The organism is Telluria sp. RB2R28, from assembly GCF_059685835.1.
In genome coordinates this window covers 1-18,266 of record NZ_JCASIK010000012.1, presented here as the reverse complement: position 1 = coordinate 18,266, position 18,266 = coordinate 1, and the positions used below count along the sequence as shown (strand labels likewise).

Sequence of the window (18,266 nt, the reverse complement as noted above, 5' to 3'; positions counted from 1 at the left end):
AGACAACGTATTTCTTTTTTGTGAACATTTGATAATTTAAGTAATCAAGAACCGAAGTTCTTGGCACCTTCATCAAACGCCCACACTTATCGACTGTTAATTTTTAAAGAACTTTATTCGTTGCTGCTTCTGCCGTTTGCTACGAAGCGTTGTGTTCGTTAGCAGCAGAGAGGCGAGATTATGAAGTGTTTCTCATTTTTCGTCAACCCCTTCTTTACTTCTTTTTCTTCGCTGTCGCTGCGTTTGAGGCGGCGTCTGCGTCGAGGAGCGAGACTATAACAAAGCCAGGATGGTCTTGCAATGCTTTCTCTTGTGATATCGTGGCCGCCGCCCATAGCGACCTTTTCATTACTCATGCATATTCCTGTTATTGCCCCGATCGCCCATGCGGCGCTGTCCCAATCCCTGGCCGCCGCGATCAATAACAAGACCAAGCCGCTTGGTAGCCTGGGACGTCTCGAGGATCTCGCCTGCCAGTTGGGCCTGATCCAGCAGACAACCCGGGTGACGATCGACCAGCCTGCCATCCTCGTTTTCGCAGCCGACCATGGCGTGGTCGCCGAAGACATTTCCGCCTATCCCCAGGACGTCACCTGGCAGATGGTCGAAAACTTCCTCGCCAACGGCGCGGCCATCAATGTGTTCGCGCGCCAGAATGGCTGCGCGCTGCGCGTGATCGACGCCGGCGTGAATCACGACTTCGGCGTGCGCGCTGGTCTGCTCGACCGTAAAGTCGCCAACGGCACGAACAACTTCGCCATCGCACCGGCGATGTCGGCGCAGGACTGCGCCACCGCCCTCGAACATGGCATGGCCCTGGCGCGCGACCTGCCCGGCAATGTCGTGGGCTTCGGCGAAATGGGCATCGGGAACACGACCGCCGCGGCAGCCCTGATGCACAAGCTGACCGGCCAGCCGGCGGCTGCCTGCGTCGGCGCCGGCACCGGCCTGACGCCTGATGGCATCAGCCATAAAGAACGCGTGGTTGCTGCTGCCGTCGCGCATCACGCCAGCGTGCGCGAACCGCTCGACGTCCTCGCCACCTTCGGCGGCTTCGAAATCGCGATGATGGCCGGCGCCATGCTGCAGGCAGCCAGCCTGCGCAAGGTGCTGCTGATCGACGGCTTCATTGTCACCAGCGCGCTGCTGGTCGCCGCGCGCCTGCAACCGGCGATCCTCGACTACTGCGTGTTCGCGCACTGCTCGGGCGAGCATGGCCACGCCCTGCTGCTCGATCAGCTCGGGGCCAGCCCGCTGCTCGACCTGGGCCTGCGCCTGGGTGAAGGCACCGGCAGCGCACTCGCTCTGCCCTTGCTGCACGCGGCGGCCAACTTCCTGAGCGAGATGGCGACCTTCGCATCGGCCCAGGTCTCGGGACAACTCGGCGAGCACGCGGGATGATCCATCAACTGCGCCTGTTCTTCATTGCGCTGCAGTTTTTCACGCGGATCCCGATCCCGCACTGGGTCGGCTTCGAGCCGGCCTGGCTCAATCACGCGTCGCGCTACTTCCCGCTGGTCGGCGTCGTGGTGGGCGCGATCGGCGCGGCCGTCTACGTCATCGCCGCGCACTGGCTGCCAGCGCCAGTGGCCGCCGTCCTTTCCACGGCCGCGACGATCTACCTCACCGGCGCTTTCCACGAAGACGGCTTTGCCGATACCTGCGATGGTCTGGGCGGCGGCATGACGAAGGAGCGCGCTCTCGAGATCATGAAGGATTCGCGCGTCGGTGCGTATGGCGCGATCGGTATCGTCTGCATGCTGGGCGCGAAGCTGGCCGCACTCGCCACGCTGCCGCCCTTGACTGCTGTCGGCGCCCTGCTGCTGGCCCACCCGCTTTCGCGCCTGGCCGCCACGTCCCTGATCTGGCAGATGGAATATGCTCGCGCGGAAGGCAAGGCCAAGCCGCTGGCCGTGCGCATGAGCAGCAACGAATTCGGGATCGCAACGCTCACGGTGCTGATGCCAGCGATCGTGCTGCTCGCCGTCGGCCTGCTCGACCTGGCGGCGATTGGCGCGGCGCTGTTCGCGGCCTTGCTGGCCACGCGCTGGCTAGCCCGCACATTCACGCGCCGGCTGCAGGGCTATACGGGCGACTGCCTGGGCGCCGTGCAGCAGTTGGCCGAAGTCGCCATCTATATCGCGGTACTGGCCACGCTCGGGCGCGGCGCGCTGGCCTGATGCGCCTGTACCTCGTACGCCACCCGAAACCGGGCGTGCCGGCCGGGCACTGCTACGGCCGCACCGACCTGCCAGCGCAAGCAACAGACACCGCACGCGTGCTGGCGGCGCTGACCAATCAAGGCCTGCCCGGCACCATGCCGGTCTACGCCAGCCCTTTGCAACGCAGCGCCGTATTGGCGCAGCAGCTGTCAACCGCGCCCACGTTCGACGCACGCCTGGCCGAGATGGACTTTGGCGCCTGGGAGCTGCGCCACTGGGACACTATCGCCCGGGACGAGATCGATGCCTGGAACGCCGACCTGCTCCACTACCGCCCCGGCGGCGGCGAAAACGTCCTGCAGGTGGCCGTGCGCGTGGCCGCGTTTCGGGCCGACATCCAGCGCGCAGGGTGCGCCGCAGCACTCGTGATCTGCCACGCCGGCACCATGCGCCTGCTGCACGCCATGTCCGGCGGCGGTACATTGGAGGATGCTGCGCTGCGTGCGGCATCGACACCACACCAGATCGGCTATGGCGAAGTCATGGTGCTGGAAATATGACAATGCCCGGTTCAACCACCTTATAATGAGCGCGTTTTGGTGCTCGCACCTGCGTTCGCAGGCGCAGTTAAACGGGAAACACGAAGCCCTTCACAGGGCCAACGCGTGCTGCCCCCGCAACGGTAAGCAAGTGCTGCAGCCTTTCATCGGGCCCTGCGGCAAACCGCCCCCTCATACCACTGTGCTTTTCTGAGCATGGGAAGGTCGGACGGCCATACTTGTCAGCCCGGATACCGGCCAAAAGGTGGATACGCGCACAGCGCGATCCTTTGAATCCAGCCCACGGGGACGTCGGCGGGATGCCTTTGATAAGAACCACTCATGAATTTTCCAGTAAGCCGGCAAGCGGCCGCCGTGTCGCTCGCACTCGCCCTCATCTCGTCCACCGCCATCGCCGAAGTCGCTGACACCGTCGTCGTCACCGCCACCCGCACGCCGCAACCCGCTGCAGACCTGATCGCCGACACCACCGTCATCAACGCCGAAGAAATCGCGCGCTCGGGCGCCGGCTCGGTGGCCGACATCCTGCAGCGCCAGCGCGGCATCGAGATCGCCCGCAACGGCCCGGCCGGCACGGCCACCAGCGTCTACGTGCGCGGCGCGAACGCCAACCAGATCGTCGTGCTGCTCGACGGCGTGCGCATCGCCTCCGGCACTACCGGCACTGCCAGCTGGAATGCCATCCCGCTGGGCGCCATCGACCGCATCGAAATCGTCTACGGGCCACTGAGCACGTTGTACGGCGCCGACGCCATCGGCGGCGTGATCCAGATATTCACCCGCAAGGGCGAAGGCGCACCTGTCGTCACCGCTTCGCTCGGCGCCGGCAGCAACGCGACGCTGCAGGGCGATGCAGGCATCTTCGGCAGCAGCGGTGGCCCGAATGCCATCAGCTATGCCTTCGGCGCCGGCTACGAAGAGTCGGATGGCTTCTCGTCCACGCGGCCGGGTGCGTCGGGCTACAACGCCGACGAAGACGGCTATCGTCGCCGCAACGCCAATGGTCGTGTGTCGATGGCGCTCGCGCCGGGTCACGAGATCGGCGCCCAGTTCCTGGCCAGCCGCACGTACAGCCAGTACGATGCCAGTGGTTCCGGCAGCTACGATGTGCACAGCGACACGGACCTCAATACCGCCGCCGTCTTCATGACCAACCAGATCCTGCCGAACTGGCGTAGCACCGTGCAGTACGCGCGTTCGGAAGACAAGTCGGGCAGCTTCAGCAACGCCACGGCCAGCGGCGCCAGCCAGGCCGACACCGAGCAGAACGAATTCTCTTGGCAGAACAACGTCGCCATTGGCCAGGACACGCTGCAGCTGCTGTTCAACCACCGCAAAGAAGAGGTCGCGTCGATGCGCAAGACGCGCATCACCAATTCATATGCAGCGGCGTATTCGGCCAAGCGCGCCAATCATCTGTTCGATGTCAGCGCGCGCCAGGACCGCTCGGTCTACGGCAGCCAGAATACCGGCGCCGCCGGCTACGGCTACGAGTTCGGCAACGGTCTGCGCGCCACCGCCAGCATCGGCACGAGCTTCCGCGCCCCGACTTTCAATGAGTTGTACTTCCCGAACTACGGCCTGGAGACGAACAAGCCGGAAAAAGGCCGCAACCGTGAAGTGGGCCTGCGCTACGACGGCAACGGCTACAACCTCGACGCCACGTACTTCCACAATCGCCTGACCGACATGATCGTATCCAGCACGCCATGCCCGGACGGTATCAACCGCAGCTGCGCCTACAACGTCAACGAAGCCACGCTCGAAGGCTTCTCGCTGGCCGGCAGCACGCGCCTGATGGACGTGAACCTGCGCGCCAGCCTCGATTGGCAGGATCCGCGTGACGACACCACCGGCCGCCAGCTGGCGCGCCGCGCGAAGAAGCACGCCAACTTCGCGGCCGACTACGTGATGGGCCAGTTAAAGAGCGGCGCCGAGCTGACCGTGTCGGGTGACCGTTTCGACAACGCGCCCAATACCAGCCGCCTGGGTGGCTACGGCTTGCTGAACCTGTACACCACGTATCAGTTCACGCCCGACTGGTCCTTGCTGCTGCGCGTGAACAACGTCACGGACAAGAACTACGAAGTGGCGCGCAACTACGGCACCAGCGGCCGCACCTGGTTCGCGTCGCTGCGCTACGGCATCCGTTAAGCTGGCATTTTCCGCCCGCGGCGCACGCGCCGCGGGCATCGATCAACTATCAGGGCCCGCATGCAAGCACCCGTCCCGTCATTACGCCAACGCGCCACGCTCATCGTCGGCGCCATGCTGGCCCTGGCCATCGCCACCCTGCTGTTCTCGGGCATGACCGGTTCCATCCGCGTGCCGCTCAGCGACATCCCCGACGCCCTGCGCCAATTGGCCAGCGGCCAACCCGAATCCCTGTCCGCATCTCTGCTCGACCTGCGCGCCAGCCGCGCGCTAGTGGCCTTTGCCACCGGCGGCGCCCTCGCCCTGGCCGGCCTGATGATGCAGGCGCTGCTACGCAATCCCCTCGCCGACCCGTATGTGCTGGGCGTCTCGTCCGGCGCGTCGGTCGGCGCCCTCCTCGCCTTGCTGCTCATGGCGTCCACGCTGATGGTCGATGCGGCCGCACTGGTGGGCGCCGTCACCGTCTCCCTGCTGCTGTACGTGCTGGCGCGGCGCGACCTGCGCAGCGGACAGGCCGCCGAAGGCGGCGCCTCGATGCTGCTGCTGACCGGGGTGATTGTCTCGGCCCTGTGCGGCTCCCTCGTCACCCTCATGCTGTCGATCGCGCCCGAGGGGCGCCTGCGCAGCATGATCTTCTGGCTGATCGGCGACCTGGCCGGCGCGCCGCTGCGCCTGGCACCCTGGCTCGTCCTGATTGGCGCGCTGCTGTTTGCCATGCGCAGCGCACGCGCCATGAACATGGTCGCCCTGCACGCCGAAAACGCCGTCACGCTGGGCGTGCGCGTGAGCGCGCTGCGCAAGGGCCTGTTCTTCGTGTCGGCGCTGCTCACCGCAAGCGCCGTCACCAGTGCTGGCGCCGTCGGCTTCGTCGGCCTGATCGTGCCGCACGCCTGCCGCTTCGCCTTTGGCCCCGACCACCGCGTGCTGATTCCCGCCGTGGTCCTGAGCGGCGGCGCGTTCCTCGTGCTGTGCGATACGCTGGCGCGCACGATCGTCGCACCGCAGCAGCTGCCGGTCGGCGCCATCACGGCCATGATCGGCGCACCGGTCTTCCTGTATCAACTGCACCGCATGCGCAAATGACCGTTATCGCCACCCACGACCTGCGTCTCTCCATCGCCGGGCGCACCCTGGTGCAGGGCCTCGACTGGGCTGCGCAACCGGGCGAATGCTGGAGCATCATTGGCCGCAACGGCGCCGGCAAGAGCACCTTGCTGCGCACGCTGGCGGGCTTGCACCAGCCCGACAGCGGCGCGGTCCACATCGGCGGACGCGCCCTTGCGGCCTGGCCGCTGACCGACCTGGCGCGCGAACGCGCCTTTCTCGCCCAGTCGCGCCACGACGCCTTTGCCTACACGGTGCTCGAGAGCGTACTCTCGGCGCGCCACCCGTACCACGCCAACCGCTACTGGGAAGGCAGCGACGACCATCAGGTTGCGCTGGATGCCCTGGCGTCGATGGACGTGAGTGATCTGGCCGAGCGCGACGTGCGCACGCTGTCCGGCGGCGAGCGCCAGCGCGTGGCGATTGCCGCCCTGCTGGCCCAACAAACCCCGTTGCTGCTGCTCGACGAGCCAGCCAATGCGCTCGACCTGGCGCACCAGGTGAGCGTGACAGGCCTGCTTGCGCGCCTGTGCCGCGAGCAGAACAAGACCGTGGTCATGATCGGCCACGACCTGAACCTGGCTTCGCGCATCTCGACCCACGTGCTGCTGCTGATGGGTGATGGCCGCTGGCAGGCCGGCACCAATGAACAGACCATGCAGAGCGCGCTGCTGGGCGACTACCTCGGCCACCCGATCGAGATGATCGAACATCACGGCCGCCGCATCTTCATCCCTCAAGAGGATTCCGCATGAACGACATGACTCCCGAACAAACCGCTGCGCTGAACGAACGCCATCGCGTGCGTATGGAGCGCAAGAAAGCCATCATCGACGCAAAGATCGCGTCGGCCGACAAGGAAATCGGCATCATCATCGTCAATACCGGCAATGGCAAGGGCAAGAGCTCGAGCGCGTTCGGCATGGTGGCGCGGGCGCTGGGCCACGGCATGCAGGTCGGCGTGGTCCAGTTCATCAAGGGCGCGCTGTCGACCGGCGAAGAAACCTTCCTGCGGCGCTTCCCGGACGAAGTGCGCTTTCATGCGATGGGCGAAGGCTATACCTGGGAAACCCAGAACCGCGAGCGCGACATCGAGAAAGCGACCGAGGCATGGGCACTGGCGAAGCAGTTTTTGTCTGATCCTGCCATCGGCATGGTGGTGCTGGACGAACTGAATATCGCGCTCAAATACGGGTACGTCGACGTGCACACCGTGATCGCCGACCTGCTCGACCGCCCTACCATGCAGCACGTGGTAATCACGGGCCGTGGCGCGCCGCCCGAACTGGTGGCGGTCGCCGACACCGTCACTGAAATGAACGTCGTCAAGCACGCGTTCAAGGCCGGGATCGGCGCCCAGGCCGGGACGGAGTGGTAATGAGTGCGCATCCCGGCGCGCGTGTGGTGCTGGTGGCGGCAATGGCCTCCGGCCAGGGCAAGACCACCGTCACGGCTGCGCTGGCGCGGCGTTTGATCCGCATGGGCAAGCGCGTGCGCGTGTTCAAGTGCGGTCCCGATTTCGTCGATCCGGTGATGCTGGAAAGCGCATGCGGCACGCCGGTCCACAATCTGGATCTGTGGATGGTCGGCCTTGAAGCCTGCCGCCAGCGCCTGCAGGCCGCTGCTGCGGATGCCGACGCAATCCTCGTTGAAGGCGTGATGGGCCTGTACGACGGCACGCCATCGAGCGCCGACCTGGCGTGCGCGTTTGGCATCCCTGTACTCGCTGTGCTGGATGCATCGGCGATGGCGCAAACGGCCGGCGCCGTCGCGCAAGGCTTGCGCGACTATGGTCCGGTACAGATGGCGGGCGTGATCGCCAACCGCGTTGCCAGCAGCGGCCACGCGGCGATGGTCAAGGAGTCGCTACGCGACATTCCCCTGATCGGCACCCTGGCGCGCCAGGAACATCACCTGCCTGAACGGCACCTGGGCCTGGTGCTGCCGGGTGAAGTCGAAGAGCTGCAGCGTATCCTTGACGCGCTGGCCGACAGCATCGAGTTCGATGAGGCGGCGTGGGATGCGCTGCCTGTGATGGAAGCAGCACACGCCGTCCCGGCGCAGATCGAAACGCCGCTTGCCGGCCACACGATCGCGATCGCGCATGATCCGTCATTCATGTTCGTGTATCCGGCGAACGTCGAACTGCTCAAGGCGCTGGGCGCGCAGATCACCTACTTTGCACCGCTGTCGAACGACGCGGTGCCGGACCATGCCGACGCCGTATACCTGCCTGGTGGTTATCCCGAACTGCACGGCGCAGCGCTGCAGGGTGCAACACGCTGGCGCGATTCGATCCGGGCGGCCCATGCGCGGGGCGTGCCGATCGTGGCCGAATGCGGCGGCATGATGGCCCTGGCCGATGGCTTGACCGACAGCGATGGCCGGCGCTGGGAGATGGCTGGTTTGCTGCCGGGCGAAGTGGCGATGCAACAGCGCCTGGCTGGCCTCGGGATGCATGCGCTGGCCACGCCGGAGGGCGAACTGCGGGGACACACTTTCCACTATTCGCTGCTGGCCACCGACGTGCCGCCGCAGGCACATACCGTCAAGCAGCGCACGCAGACACCGGGCGAAGCGGTGTACCGGGTCGGCTCGCTGTTCGCGTCCTACTTCCACGGCTACTTCCCGTCCAACCCGCGCGCGGTTGCCACGCTGTTTGGCGGTGCGCCATGAGCGCGACGCTGGTCTTTGGCGGCGCACGCTCGGGCAAGAGCGCGTTTGCCGAACGGCTGGCGCGCGAGTCGGGCCGGGAAGTCGTGTATATCGCCACTTCGCGCGCGGGTGATGGCGAGATGGCGGCGCGCATTGCGCTGCACCGGGAGCAGCGGCCGCCTGAATGGCGCACGGTCGAGGAAGAACTGGCGCTGGCCCACACGCTGCGCACCGAATGCCTGCCGGGCCGCCTGGTGCTGGTCGATTGCCTGACGCTGTGGCTCAGCAACCTGATGTTCTGCGATGGCCGGGAATATCCCGAGGTCGGCGCCTTGACGCTGCCGGACCGGTTCCATGAAGAGCGCGCGGCCCTGCTGGACCTGCTCGATGCGGGCTTGCCGGGCGACGTGGTCTTTGTGTCGAACGAAGTCGGCATGGGCATCGTGCCGTGGGGCGCCATCTCGCGCAGCTTCGCCGACGAAGCTGGCCGCCTGAACCAGGCGGTGGCTGCGCATGTCGACCGCGCCGTGCTGGTGGCGGCCGGCCTGCCACTTGTTCTGAAGGGTTCCCTGTGCTGACTGGCTTGTCATTGTCGACGGTGGCGCTGCTGCTGGTGGCCGGTGTCGCGCTCGATCTGCTGCTGGGCGAGACACGGCGCTGGCATCCGCTGGTCGGCTTCGGCAATCTGGCGAACTTCATCGAGCGGAGCCTGAACCGCGGCAAGCTGCGCCTGCTGCGTGGCAGTCTCGCGTGGGCATTGGCAGTGCTCCCATTGACTGCCTTGTTCGTGCTGGTGACCGATGTCGCCGGCCTGTGGCTGCATGCGGTGCTACTGTATCTGTGCATCGGCCTGCGCAGCCTGCGCGACCATACGATCCCGATCTACGAGGCGCTGCGCGGCGGCGACCTGGCCCAGGCGCGCGCGCTGACCGCCCGCATCGTCAGCCGCGACACTGCCAGCGCCAGCGAGTCCGACCTGGCCAAGGCAAGCGCCGAGTCGCTCCTTGAAAACGGCAACGACGCCGTGTTCGGCACGCTGTTCTGGTTCATCCTGCTGGGCGGGCCGGGCGCGGTGCTGTTCCGGCTCGCCAATACGCTCGACGCGATGTGGGGGTATCGCAGCGCGCGTTTCAATCTGTTCGGCCGTCCTGCAGCGCGCATCGACGACGTGATGAACTATCTGCCGGCGCGCCTGACCGCGCTGTCGTATGTGCTGCTGGCCGGCGCGAAGCGCGCGCGTGCCTGGCACTGCTGGCGCACGCAGGCGTCCGCGTGGAGCAGCCCGAACGCCGGGCCAGTGATGGCCAGCGGCGCCGGTGCACTGGGCGTGTCCCTCGGTGGCGCGGCGGTCTACGATGGCGAGGTCGAACAACGCCCGCCACTGGGCGCCGGGCCGGCCGCCTGCGCCGGCGACATCCAGCGCGCCTGGCGGCTGGTGCTGCGCACGACGCTGCTGTGGCTCGGCGTCGTCTGCCTGCTGGCCGTGTTGTCCGTGATCGGGACGCCGCATGCTTGAACATGGCGGCAACCTGCGCGACGCCGCGCGGTATGACGGGCGCGATGACTGGATCGACCTGTCGACCGGAATCAACCCGCATGGCTATCCGGCGCCGGCCCCATCGCCAGGTGCCTGGCTGCGCCTGCCCGAGCCGGATCCGGCGCTGCTGACGGCGGCCTGTGCGTACTACCTCGCGCCGCAGTTACTGCCGGTGGCCGGCACCCAGGCCGCGATCCAGGCCCTGCCCCGCCTGCGCACACCGTCGCGTGTCACCGTGTCGGCACCATCGTATGCCGAGCACGCGCACCATTGGGGCCAGCATGGCCACCGGTTGCGGCAGGTGACCTATGCCGAACTGGATGCGGCGGTCGACGTCAGCGATGTCGTCGTCGTCGTCAATCCGAACAACCCGACCGGCGAGACGATCGCGCCGGAACGCCTGCTCGACTGGGCCGCACGCCTGCAGGCGCGCGGCGGCTGGCTGATCGTCGACGAAGCGTTCGGCGACACCACGACGGCGCTCAGCGTGGCGATGCACGCCTCGCAGCCTGGCCTCATCGTGCTGCGCTCGATCGGCAAATTCTTTGGCCTCGCGGGCCTGCGCCTGGGCTTCGTCGCCGCGCACGAGAGCCTGCTGCGCGATCTGGCGGACCTGCTGGGGCCATGGACCATCAGCGGTCCGGCGCAGGAGATCGCCCTGGCAGCCCTGACCGATAGCGCCTGGCAGCACGCGACGCGTGCCAGTCTGCGCCAGTCCGGCGATCGGATGACGCGTCTGTTGCTTGACCACGGCATCGCCAGCAGTGGCACGGCGCTGTTTCGCTGGTGGCCGCAGACGCAACCCGACGCCTTCCACGCTCACATGGCGGCGCGCGGTATCTGGTGCCGGTTGTTCCGGGACGCTGGGCGCGGCATCCGTGTCGGCCTGCCGGCAGGCGAACCTGAATGGCACCGCTTTGAACACGCACTTCATGAATGGAACCAACGATGAAAACAACGATGCTGACGGCTGCCCTGACGACTTTCCTGATTGCAGGCCTGTCGATCACCTGTGCGCAGGCCGCGATCACGGTCAAGGACGACGGCGGCCAGACCGTCACGGTCGCCAAGCCGGCGCTACGCATCATCTCGCTCGCGCCGAGCGTGACCGAGCTGCTGTTCGCGGCCGGTGGCGGCACCCGCGTCGTGGGCGCCGTCAACTACAGCGATTATCCGGAAGCGGCCAAGCGTATCCCGCGTATCGGCTCGAACCGTGAGATCGACATGGAACTCCTGATCTCGCTGAAGCCCGACTTGATCGTGGCCTGGCGCCACAACAGCTCGGACAGGCAGATCGAGATGGTGCGCCAGCTCGGCATCCCGGTGTTCCAGAGCGATGCGCAGACACTGGACGCCATTCCGGACAGCGTCGAACGGCTTGGCCAGTTGATGGGAACCGATGCAGCCGCCAAGGCAGCGGCGGCAGGGCTGCGTACGCAGCTGGCCAGCCTGCGCAAGCAGTACGCAGGCCGCGCGCCGGTGCGCGTCTTTTACCAGGTGTGGGACAAGCCGCTGTACACGCTCAGCGGAAAGCACATCTTGACCGATGCGATGCACCTGTGCGGCGGCGTGAACGTCTTCGACAAGCTGGCCGTGACGGCGCCCGTGGTCACGCTCGAGAGCGTGCTGCAGGAGAATCCCGAAGTGATCATCGCCACGGCCGAAAAGAACTACGGCGGCGTGCAGTTGTGGAAAACCTACGGCACCATGACGGCAGTGAGCCGCAATAACCTGTTCACGCTCGACGGCCATTTGCTCAATCGCGCGGGGCCACGCATGATCCAGGGCACCGCCACCATGTGCGAGGCGCTGGAGCAGGCACGCCAGCGACGCCCGAAATGATCACATTCCCCTTTCGAACCCTGATGGTGCAAGGGACGACGTCGGACGCCGGCAAGACCACGGTGGTCGCGGCGCTGTGCCGGCTGTTGAAGCAGCGCGGCGTGAAGGTCGCGCCGTTCAAGCCGCAGAACATGGCGCTCAATAGCGCGGTCACGCGCGACGGCGGCGAAATCGGCCGCGCCCAGGCGCTGCAGGCGATCGCCGCCGGCATCGAGCCGCACACCGACATGAACCCGGTGCTGCTCAAGCCATCGAGCGACACCGGCGCCCAGGTCATCATCCATGGCCGCGTGCGCGCCGACATGAATGCGCGCGACTACCACCAGTACAAGCCGATCGCTATGGGCGCGGTGCTCGAATCGCATGCGCGCCTGCTGGCCCAGTACGAGGCGGTGATCGTGGAAGGCGCCGGCAGTCCGGCAGAAATCAATCTGCGCGACCGCGACATCGCCAATATGGGGTTTGCCGAGGCGGTCGATTGTCCGGTGATCCTGGTCGCCGACATCGATCGTGGCGGCGTGTTCGCACACCTGGTCGGCACGTTATCGTGCCTGTCGCAGTCGGAGCGCGACCGCGTGATCGGTTTTGTCATCAACCGCTTCCGCGGCGACATCAAGCTGCTCGAACCGGGGCTCGACTGGCTCGAGGCGCAAACCGGCAAGCCGGTACTCGCGGTGCTGCCTTATCTGCACGGGCTGTTCCTCGACGCCGAGGATGCCGTGCAGGCAGCGCAAACGAGCAAGGGCGCGTTTCGCGTGGTCGTGCCAAGCCTGCCGCGCATGAGCAATCACACCGATTTCGATGCGCTGCGCGCCCATCCCGACGTCGACCTGCGTTTCGTGCGTGAGGGCGAAGCGATTCCCGGCGCCGACCTGATCATCCTTCCAGGCAGCAAGAACACGCGCGGCGACCTGGCCTGGCTCCAGGCGCAGGGCTGGCCCGCGCAACTGGCGCGGCATATGCGCTATGGCGGCAAGGTGATCGGCATCTGCGGCGGCTTTCAGATGCTGGGTAGCAGGGTCGATGATCCGCACGGCGTCGAAGGTGCCGCCGGATGCTCCGAGGGACTTGGCCTGCTCGAGATGGAGACGACGCTGACGCGCGAGAAGCGCCTGGCGCAAGTTCAGGGTCATTGCCGCTTCAGCCCTGACGCACATGAGGCTACCGTGACCGGCTATGAAATCCACATGGGCGAGTCGAGCGGCGCCGCGCTGGCGCGGCCGGCGTTCGAGATCGACGGCGCCGCCGAAGGCGCCTGTTCGGAGGACGGTCAGATCCTGGGCAGCTACCTGCACGGCATGTTCGACAGCGCGCCGGCCTGCGCGGCGCTGCTGCACTGGGCCGGTTTGCGCAGTGCGAACGTGGTGGACACGGCGGCGCTGCGCGAAGCGAGTCTGGACCGCCTCGCCGGCGCAACCGAGCCCCTGCTCGCGCGTCTGTGCGACCTCGCGGATCCGCGCGGCGTTTACTCGGCAGCGACTGTTGGTTAGAATCGGACGGTTGATTCATTTGCAAGGGCGATGCGGTGAAGCTGATCAAAGCAGTAAAGCTGGTCCGGACGCAAAAAGACAGCGTCATCCATTGCGATATCGAACTGTGCCTCGTCACTGGCGCCGCCGATGGTTACCTCGTCAATCTGCGCCAGGGCCGCATCGGCGAAGAGTGGCGCGACAGCACGCGCACGCCACAACCCGTTGCCCTGCCTGAGGCCAACCGGTTATTCGATCGCGCAGTCGCAGCCAAGCTGGCGCAAGGCTTTGCTGATCCCGCTGCGCCGCCAGTGCCAATTGTCCAAGCCAGCACGCCAGCCACGGACGTGCACACGGCGCCCATCCTGCTCACCGAGGCCGACCGCGCCGTTCTGCAACGCCTCGAACGCGGCAGCTGGCACGCCTTGTCGCAGTTGCAGCGCAAGCGCACCATCTGGCGCATTGGCGAACGTCGCCTGCGCGCCGCCGTGCCGGTCCTGATCGAGCAGATCGAACGCGGCGACCCGATGCAGGATTACTGCATCGCCTGGGCCATCGGCCGCTGCAGCGACCGGGGCGCCCTGCAGGCCATGCACGAACTGCAGAGCCGCAGCACGCATGAAGCAGTGCGCCGCGTGGCCCTGCAGGCCTGGTTGATGCTGGCGAACGACGCCGAGCGTCATGCTCATGCACAGGCACTGATCGACAGCTGGCCCCAGGCCGTGCAGCGCGCCTGGGCCGATGCCGACAGCGCCGCACTGCTGACCGTTTCGCTTCAGGACGGCGCATGGCTCGAGCAACTCGACCAGGTCGCGCAGGCGGACAGCCTCGCGCCGCTGGCGCGCCCGCTTCTGCTTGACGCCCTGCGCGCGATTGAACTGCGCGGGCAGGCGTTCGCCGCCGTGCGCCACATCTACAAGATGGCCGAAATGCGCGCTGATGGCGAGGTGTTCGGCCTGCTGCAGCGCCGCTTTGAAATCACGCCGCACAGCAGCGAACGTTATGTGCGGGTCGGTAAGCGTTATCAGCTTGCGGCGTATGGCGGCGTGACACGCGCCTATCTGCTGCGGCGCGGCTGGCGTACGCTGCGCCGTCTTGGCGCAGCTGGCGACCCTGACTTCGTGCCCATGGCGCTGGCCATTCTCGTCCAGTACGATGACCGCGATGCCAGTAAACCGTACTGGCGCGCCGGTGGCGCCGTCGGCCGGTATGGCCATTGGCCCTTGTTCAACCACCTGCTGCGCGCCCATGCCGGCCTGCGGCACAGCAGCACGGGACTGACCTGGTACGAGCCGGAGCAAGCGCTGTCCCAGGGCGGGCGGTACGAAGCATTCCCCGAGCTCTGGGACGACCATCCCGACGCCTTGTTATCGCTATTGCTGCGCAGCGCCGCCGAGGGTGTGCATGCGTTCGCGGTGCGCGCACTGCGCGACAACGGGGCCTGGTGCGACGCCCTGCCCGCGGTAACCCTGCGCCACCTGCTGCGCAGTGCCTACGCCGTCACCACACAATTTGCCTTCGACACGGCGCGGCGCCGCTTCGAACCGGATGCGCCCGATGCATCCTGGCTTCTGCTGTTCATCGAATCTAGCCTGCCGGAAGCGCTGCAGTATGCTCTCGACTGGATTGCGCGCGCGCCCCATGTCTATGCGGCCGATACCGACCTGGTGATCGGCATGCTGGTCTCGCCGCAGCCGGCGGCGCGCGAAGCGGCATGGCGCTTGTGCGAGGCCGCCGTGGCGCTGCCTGACGGGGGACGCAGCATCGTGGAGGCGCTGCTGGACTGGCTCGACGACTGCGCCGACAGCAGGATCGACCTGGTCGGCGCTCACCTGCAGCATGCGCTGACGTCGCCATTGCATGCCGCCGCCGCGCAGGCGCCGTACGCGCGGCTCCTGTATTTGCTGCGTCACCGGCTGGCCGCCGTGCGGGTGCTGGCCTGTCACTGGTTGCTGCTGCACGCCGAGCCTGCGTCAGCACTGCCGCCGTCAAGCCTGGCGGCGTTGTTGCGCGATCCTGAGGCAGAGGTACGCGCGATGGGCGTGCGGCTGTTCAGCGCGCTACCGGACCATGTGCTGGTGGCGCAGACCGATCTCATCGCGCGCTTTGCCATCGCGCCCGATGCGGGCGTGCGCCAGGCAGTCGATGGGGTGATCCGCCGCTTGGCCGGCTGCGCCAGGGACCGTGCCCGCACATGCTGGCCGTGCGGCTGGCGTCGGCGCCAGCGCCCATGCAGGCGGCGAGCGCATGATGCGGGCGCCAACCCGGCCCCGGCGGCGGTCGCTGTTATCGCTTGAGTCGAGCGCAACAGCGCTGCTATACTCGTTTCGACAGGCACGGCAGGATGGCTCTTGCAACCCGGACGGTGGATCGCCGTCCTCGTATTCAGCCCTCCCCATGCGTCACTGGCGCGCTCTTCACTGTGCCAAACTGACGCCGGTAGCACCAGACGATGTGGATTCCCTGAATCTCATGAGTGCTACCGGCGTCGTTTGGCGTCGAGTTGAGCGCCCCAGTCCCCACGGCCCTTCGATGACAATCCGGCCGTGCCTGTCCTCTTTCTTGCGCCCCGCACCACGGGCTCGCCAATGACCATGCTCCCTCCCGCTTCTTCCGGACCCACGTCACGCGAAGACGCCCTCGCGCGCATTCGCGCCACTTCGCGCGACGAAGTCACCCTGGCAGAAATGCAGCGCCTTGGTTTCTGGCCGGCGCAGCATGACGATTCGCCGGCTGCGCAGCTGGTTCAGCGCGAGGCTGAGCTCACTCGCGCCCTGTCGGCCCTGGGCGCGGAGCTGCGTGAGGTTGACGATCCTGTCCTTGCCTTGCGGCGGATGCGCAAGGAGCGCATGGCGCAGGCGAAGATTCGGCGCGAAGAGACACGCCAGCGGCGTGCGGCCGAGCGTCACGCTCGCGCCCAGGCGTGGCATGCCCGCCGCGCCAGCGAATTGCTGTATTTAGGTGAGGATGTGTCGGCCGGCCTGGGAGATATCCGCAGCGATGCTGACCGGCTCGCGCGCCTCGCATTACCGGCGCTGCATGATGCGCGCGACCTGGCGCAGGCGATGGGCGTGTCGCTGCACGAGCTGCGATTCCTGGCGTTCGACCGGCGCGTCTCGCGCATCAGTCACTACCGCCGCTTTACCATGCCGAAGAAGACCGGCGGCGAACGCATGATCTCGGCGCCGATGCCACGCCTGAAGCGCGTTCAGTACTGGGTGCTCGATAACCTGTTGACGCGGGTGCCGGCCCATCCGGCAGCGCATGGCTTCCTGGCTGGTCGTTCGATCGTCAGCAACGCGGCGCCGCATGCCGGTCGGGCTGTCGTTATTAATGTCGACCTCAAGGATTTTTTCCCGACGATCGATCTGCCCCGCGTGCGTGGCGTGTTCACCCAGCTCGGCTTCGGCAAGCAGGTCGCGACCACGCTGGCCCTGGTATGTACCGAGGCGCCGACTGAACAGATCAGCATCGATGGCGAGACCTTTCATGTGGCGCTCGGGGCACGCGTGCTTCCACAGGGAGCGCCAAGTAGCCCGGCGCTGACCAATATCCTGTGAAGGCGACTGGATGCCCGGCTACAGGGTGCAGCGGCGAAACTTGGCTTTACCTATACCAGGTATGCCGATGACTTGACATTTTCGGCCGACGAAGATGGGCACAAACTCGCTGGCAAACTGTTGTGGCGGGTGCGTCAGATCGTGATCGATGAAGGCTTCACGCCGCATCCGCAGAAACAGCATGTGATGCGCGATTCGGCCCGCCAGAGCGTGACCGGGATTGTCGTCAACACGAAGCCGGCGGTCAGCCGGGAAATGCTGCGGCGGTTTCGTGCGACGCTGTTTCAGGTCGAGAAAGACGGACCGGCCGGCAAGCAATGGAACGGGAACGAAAACGTGCTTGCTGCGCTTGAGGGGTATGCGCATTTCATCAACATGGTCGATGCCGGGAAAGGCGCACCGCTGTTAGCCCGGGTGCGTCAGGCGCGCGTGACATGGGGTGGGTCGGAGGCGCTAGTGCTACCGCCTGCCAACGCCGGACGGCAGCGCACCAGTGCATTTCGGGTCTTGTCGGCACAAGGCAAGGCGCCGTGGGACGGGTTCTGGCAGGCAGTGACTCCACCGGCACCGGTGCTGGAGAAAACAGCAGAACAGCTCAAGATAGAGAAGAAAACGGCGCGCACCGCAAGCGATGCGCCGACATCGGCGACGGCATCGCGGGCGGGACGAAAATACCCTGTCCAAGACGCGCCAACGCCGGACCCGGCTCATCATGCAAAAGCGAGCAGGCGTCGCGCAGTACCGTGGCTGTCATTGTTTATACAGTTACTGCTCGCATCGACGCTGATGAATATTCTGGACGACGGCACGCCTCTGGTATGCGCCGTCATCGCAGCCTGCCTGTCGTGCTTCGAGCGTCAAGCGAATTGGCCTCGCTTTGCGCTCATGATGGGAATGGCTGCGCTGATCGTGCGCTTTCTATACGGATAGGCGTTACTTCACCAAAAATCACGGTGGTTCACATCCGTGCAATGAGAGCATGATCCGCAGGTTTGGCAGCATCGCTGCCGACCCGTTCAACTATGTTGGGGCCATTCGGCGCAGTTTGAGCAGGGCGCCATAAACCGACCGCCCAAAAGCGAAAAGCCCCACTCAGATCACTGAGTGGGGCTTTTCTATATAACTAGCCTGACGATAACCTACTTTCACACTGGTTGCAGCACTATCATCGGCGCAAAGTCGTTTCACGGTCCTGTTCGGGATGGGAAGGGGTGGGACCGACT

General features: G+C 66.1%; 17 protein-coding genes, 1 rRNA gene and 1 riboswitch. Of the genes, 16 read left to right on the top strand and 2 right to left on the bottom strand.

From position 1 onward, the window contains the following. Positions 1 to 158: 158 nt before the first annotated feature. Positions 159 to 356, bottom strand: coding sequence for a hypothetical protein (locus AC56LV_RS24330; RefSeq protein ID WP_499561511.1), 198 nt, complete (start codon positions 354 to 356; stop codon positions 159 to 161). Here AC56LV_RS24330 and cobT point away from each other — a divergent pair. The 16 genes from cobT to AC56LV_RS24250 all read left to right on the top strand — a co-directional run bounded on the left by cobT (position 355) and on the right by AC56LV_RS24250 (position 17,973). Continuing rightward, positions 355 to 1,401, top strand: a complete 1,047-nt coding sequence (cobT, locus tag AC56LV_RS24325; RefSeq protein WP_499561509.1) for a nicotinate-nucleotide--dimethylbenzimidazole phosphoribosyltransferase — start codon at positions 355 to 357, stop codon at positions 1,399 to 1,401. The genes AC56LV_RS24330 and cobT overlap by 2 nt on opposite strands. Beyond that, positions 1,398 to 2,180: an adenosylcobinamide-GDP ribazoletransferase gene (locus AC56LV_RS24320; RefSeq protein ID WP_499561507.1), complete on the top strand. Its 783-nt coding sequence runs from the start codon at positions 1,398 to 1,400 to the stop codon at positions 2,178 to 2,180. The genes cobT and AC56LV_RS24320 overlap by 4 nt, the downstream gene beginning before the upstream one ends. Continuing rightward, positions 2,180 to 2,722: a histidine phosphatase family protein gene (locus tag AC56LV_RS24315; protein ID WP_499561505.1), complete on the top strand. Its 543-nt coding sequence runs from the start codon at positions 2,180 to 2,182 to the stop codon at positions 2,720 to 2,722. The genes AC56LV_RS24320 and AC56LV_RS24315 overlap by 1 nt, the downstream gene beginning before the upstream one ends. 20 nt (positions 2,723 to 2,742) lie before the next feature. Beyond that, positions 2,743 to 2,978, top strand: a riboswitch (cobalamin riboswitch). 65 nt (positions 2,979 to 3,043) lie between these two features. Beyond that, on the top strand, positions 3,044 to 4,876 hold the full coding sequence (locus tag AC56LV_RS24310; protein ID WP_499561503.1) for a TonB-dependent receptor domain-containing protein: 1,833 nt from the start codon (positions 3,044 to 3,046) through the stop codon (positions 4,874 to 4,876). A 60-nt stretch (positions 4,877 to 4,936) separates the two neighbouring features. Continuing rightward, positions 4,937 to 5,959 (top strand): FecCD family ABC transporter permease, encoded by a 1,023-nt coding sequence (locus AC56LV_RS24305; RefSeq protein ID WP_499561501.1) that lies wholly within the window; start codon positions 4,937 to 4,939, stop codon positions 5,957 to 5,959. Continuing rightward, positions 5,956 to 6,735 (top strand): ABC transporter ATP-binding protein, encoded by a 780-nt coding sequence (locus AC56LV_RS24300; RefSeq protein ID WP_499561499.1) that lies wholly within the window; start codon positions 5,956 to 5,958, stop codon positions 6,733 to 6,735. The genes AC56LV_RS24305 and AC56LV_RS24300 overlap by 4 nt, the downstream gene beginning before the upstream one ends. Next, the gene (gene cobO / locus AC56LV_RS24295) at positions 6,732 to 7,358 is read left to right on the top strand and encodes a cob(I)yrinic acid a,c-diamide adenosyltransferase (RefSeq protein WP_499561497.1); all 627 of its coding nucleotides are present in this window, start codon (positions 6,732 to 6,734) and stop codon (positions 7,356 to 7,358) included. Before AC56LV_RS24300 ends, cobO begins: the two co-directional genes overlap by 4 nt. Then, on the top strand, positions 7,358 to 8,656 hold the full coding sequence (locus AC56LV_RS24290; RefSeq protein WP_499561495.1) for a cobyrinic acid a,c-diamide synthase CobB: 1,299 nt from the start codon (positions 7,358 to 7,360) through the stop codon (positions 8,654 to 8,656). Before cobO ends, AC56LV_RS24290 begins: the two co-directional genes overlap by 1 nt. Next, positions 8,653 to 9,213, top strand: a complete 561-nt coding sequence (gene cobU, locus AC56LV_RS24285) for a bifunctional adenosylcobinamide kinase/adenosylcobinamide-phosphate guanylyltransferase (RefSeq protein ID WP_499561493.1) — start codon at positions 8,653 to 8,655, stop codon at positions 9,211 to 9,213. The genes AC56LV_RS24290 and cobU overlap by 4 nt, the downstream gene beginning before the upstream one ends. Then, positions 9,207 to 10,151 carry an adenosylcobinamide-phosphate synthase CbiB gene (gene cbiB / locus AC56LV_RS24280; protein ID WP_499561492.1) on the top strand — a complete coding sequence of 315 codons (945 nt, stop codon included), beginning with the start codon at positions 9,207 to 9,209 and terminating at the stop codon, positions 10,149 to 10,151. The genes cobU and cbiB overlap by 7 nt, the downstream gene beginning before the upstream one ends. Beyond that, positions 10,144 to 11,124, top strand: a complete 981-nt coding sequence (cobD, locus tag AC56LV_RS24275) for a threonine-phosphate decarboxylase CobD (protein WP_499561490.1) — start codon at positions 10,144 to 10,146, stop codon at positions 11,122 to 11,124. The genes cbiB and cobD overlap by 8 nt, the downstream gene beginning before the upstream one ends. Then, complete coding sequence (locus AC56LV_RS24270; protein WP_499561488.1) at positions 11,121 to 12,014, top strand: cobalamin-binding protein; 894 nt, start codon at positions 11,121 to 11,123, stop codon at positions 12,012 to 12,014. Before cobD ends, AC56LV_RS24270 begins: the two co-directional genes overlap by 4 nt. Further along, complete coding sequence (locus tag AC56LV_RS24265) at positions 12,011 to 13,504, top strand: cobyric acid synthase (RefSeq protein ID WP_499561486.1); 1,494 nt, start codon at positions 12,011 to 12,013, stop codon at positions 13,502 to 13,504. The genes AC56LV_RS24270 and AC56LV_RS24265 overlap by 4 nt, the downstream gene beginning before the upstream one ends. Before the next feature lie 35 nt (positions 13,505 to 13,539). After that, positions 13,540 to 15,780 (top strand): hypothetical protein, encoded by a 2,241-nt coding sequence (locus AC56LV_RS24260; RefSeq protein ID WP_499561484.1) that lies wholly within the window; start codon positions 13,540 to 13,542, stop codon positions 15,778 to 15,780. 291 nt (positions 15,781 to 16,071) lie between these two features. Next, the gene (locus AC56LV_RS24255; RefSeq protein WP_499561482.1) at positions 16,072 to 17,043 is read left to right on the top strand and encodes a reverse transcriptase family protein; all 972 of its coding nucleotides are present in this window, start codon (positions 16,072 to 16,074) and stop codon (positions 17,041 to 17,043) included. 72 nt (positions 17,044 to 17,115) lie between these two features. Further along, a complete protein-coding gene (locus AC56LV_RS24250; protein ID WP_499561480.1) occupies positions 17,116 to 17,973 on the top strand; it encodes a hypothetical protein in 858 nt (285 codons plus the stop codon). A gap of 196 nt (positions 17,974 to 18,169) precedes the next feature. Here AC56LV_RS24250 and rrf read toward each other — a convergent pair. Then, positions 18,170 to 18,266: ribosomal RNA gene (gene rrf / locus AC56LV_RS24245) — 5S ribosomal RNA — on the bottom strand; the annotation flags it as partial.

Excerpts from the sequence above, each read along its gene's own strand:
- cobT (WP_499561509.1), top strand. The coding sequence starts at position 355 with ATGCATATTCCTGTTATTGCCCCGATCGCCCATGCGGCGCTGTCCCAA.
- AC56LV_RS24330 (WP_499561511.1), bottom strand. The coding sequence starts at position 356 with ATGAGTAATGAAAAGGTCGCTATGGGCGGCGGCCACGATATCACAAGA.
- AC56LV_RS24320 (WP_499561507.1), top strand. The coding sequence starts at position 1,398 with ATGATCCATCAACTGCGCCTGTTCTTCATTGCGCTGCAGTTTTTCACG.
- AC56LV_RS24315 (WP_499561505.1), top strand. The coding sequence starts at position 2,180 with ATGCGCCTGTACCTCGTACGCCACCCGAAACCGGGCGTGCCGGCCGGG.
- AC56LV_RS24310 (WP_499561503.1), top strand. The coding sequence starts at position 3,044 with ATGAATTTTCCAGTAAGCCGGCAAGCGGCCGCCGTGTCGCTCGCACTC.
- AC56LV_RS24305 (WP_499561501.1), top strand. The coding sequence starts at position 4,937 with ATGCAAGCACCCGTCCCGTCATTACGCCAACGCGCCACGCTCATCGTC.
- AC56LV_RS24300 (WP_499561499.1), top strand. The coding sequence starts at position 5,956 with ATGACCGTTATCGCCACCCACGACCTGCGTCTCTCCATCGCCGGGCGC.
- cobO (WP_499561497.1), top strand. The coding sequence starts at position 6,732 with ATGAACGACATGACTCCCGAACAAACCGCTGCGCTGAACGAACGCCAT.
- AC56LV_RS24290 (WP_499561495.1), top strand. The coding sequence starts at position 7,358 with ATGAGTGCGCATCCCGGCGCGCGTGTGGTGCTGGTGGCGGCAATGGCC.
- cobU (WP_499561493.1), top strand. The coding sequence starts at position 8,653 with ATGAGCGCGACGCTGGTCTTTGGCGGCGCACGCTCGGGCAAGAGCGCG.
- cobD (WP_499561490.1), top strand. The coding sequence starts at position 10,144 with ATGCTTGAACATGGCGGCAACCTGCGCGACGCCGCGCGGTATGACGGG.
- AC56LV_RS24270 (WP_499561488.1), top strand. The coding sequence starts at position 11,121 with ATGAAAACAACGATGCTGACGGCTGCCCTGACGACTTTCCTGATTGCA.
- AC56LV_RS24265 (WP_499561486.1), top strand. The coding sequence starts at position 12,011 with ATGATCACATTCCCCTTTCGAACCCTGATGGTGCAAGGGACGACGTCG.
- AC56LV_RS24255 (WP_499561482.1), top strand. The coding sequence starts at position 16,072 with ATGACCATGCTCCCTCCCGCTTCTTCCGGACCCACGTCACGCGAAGAC.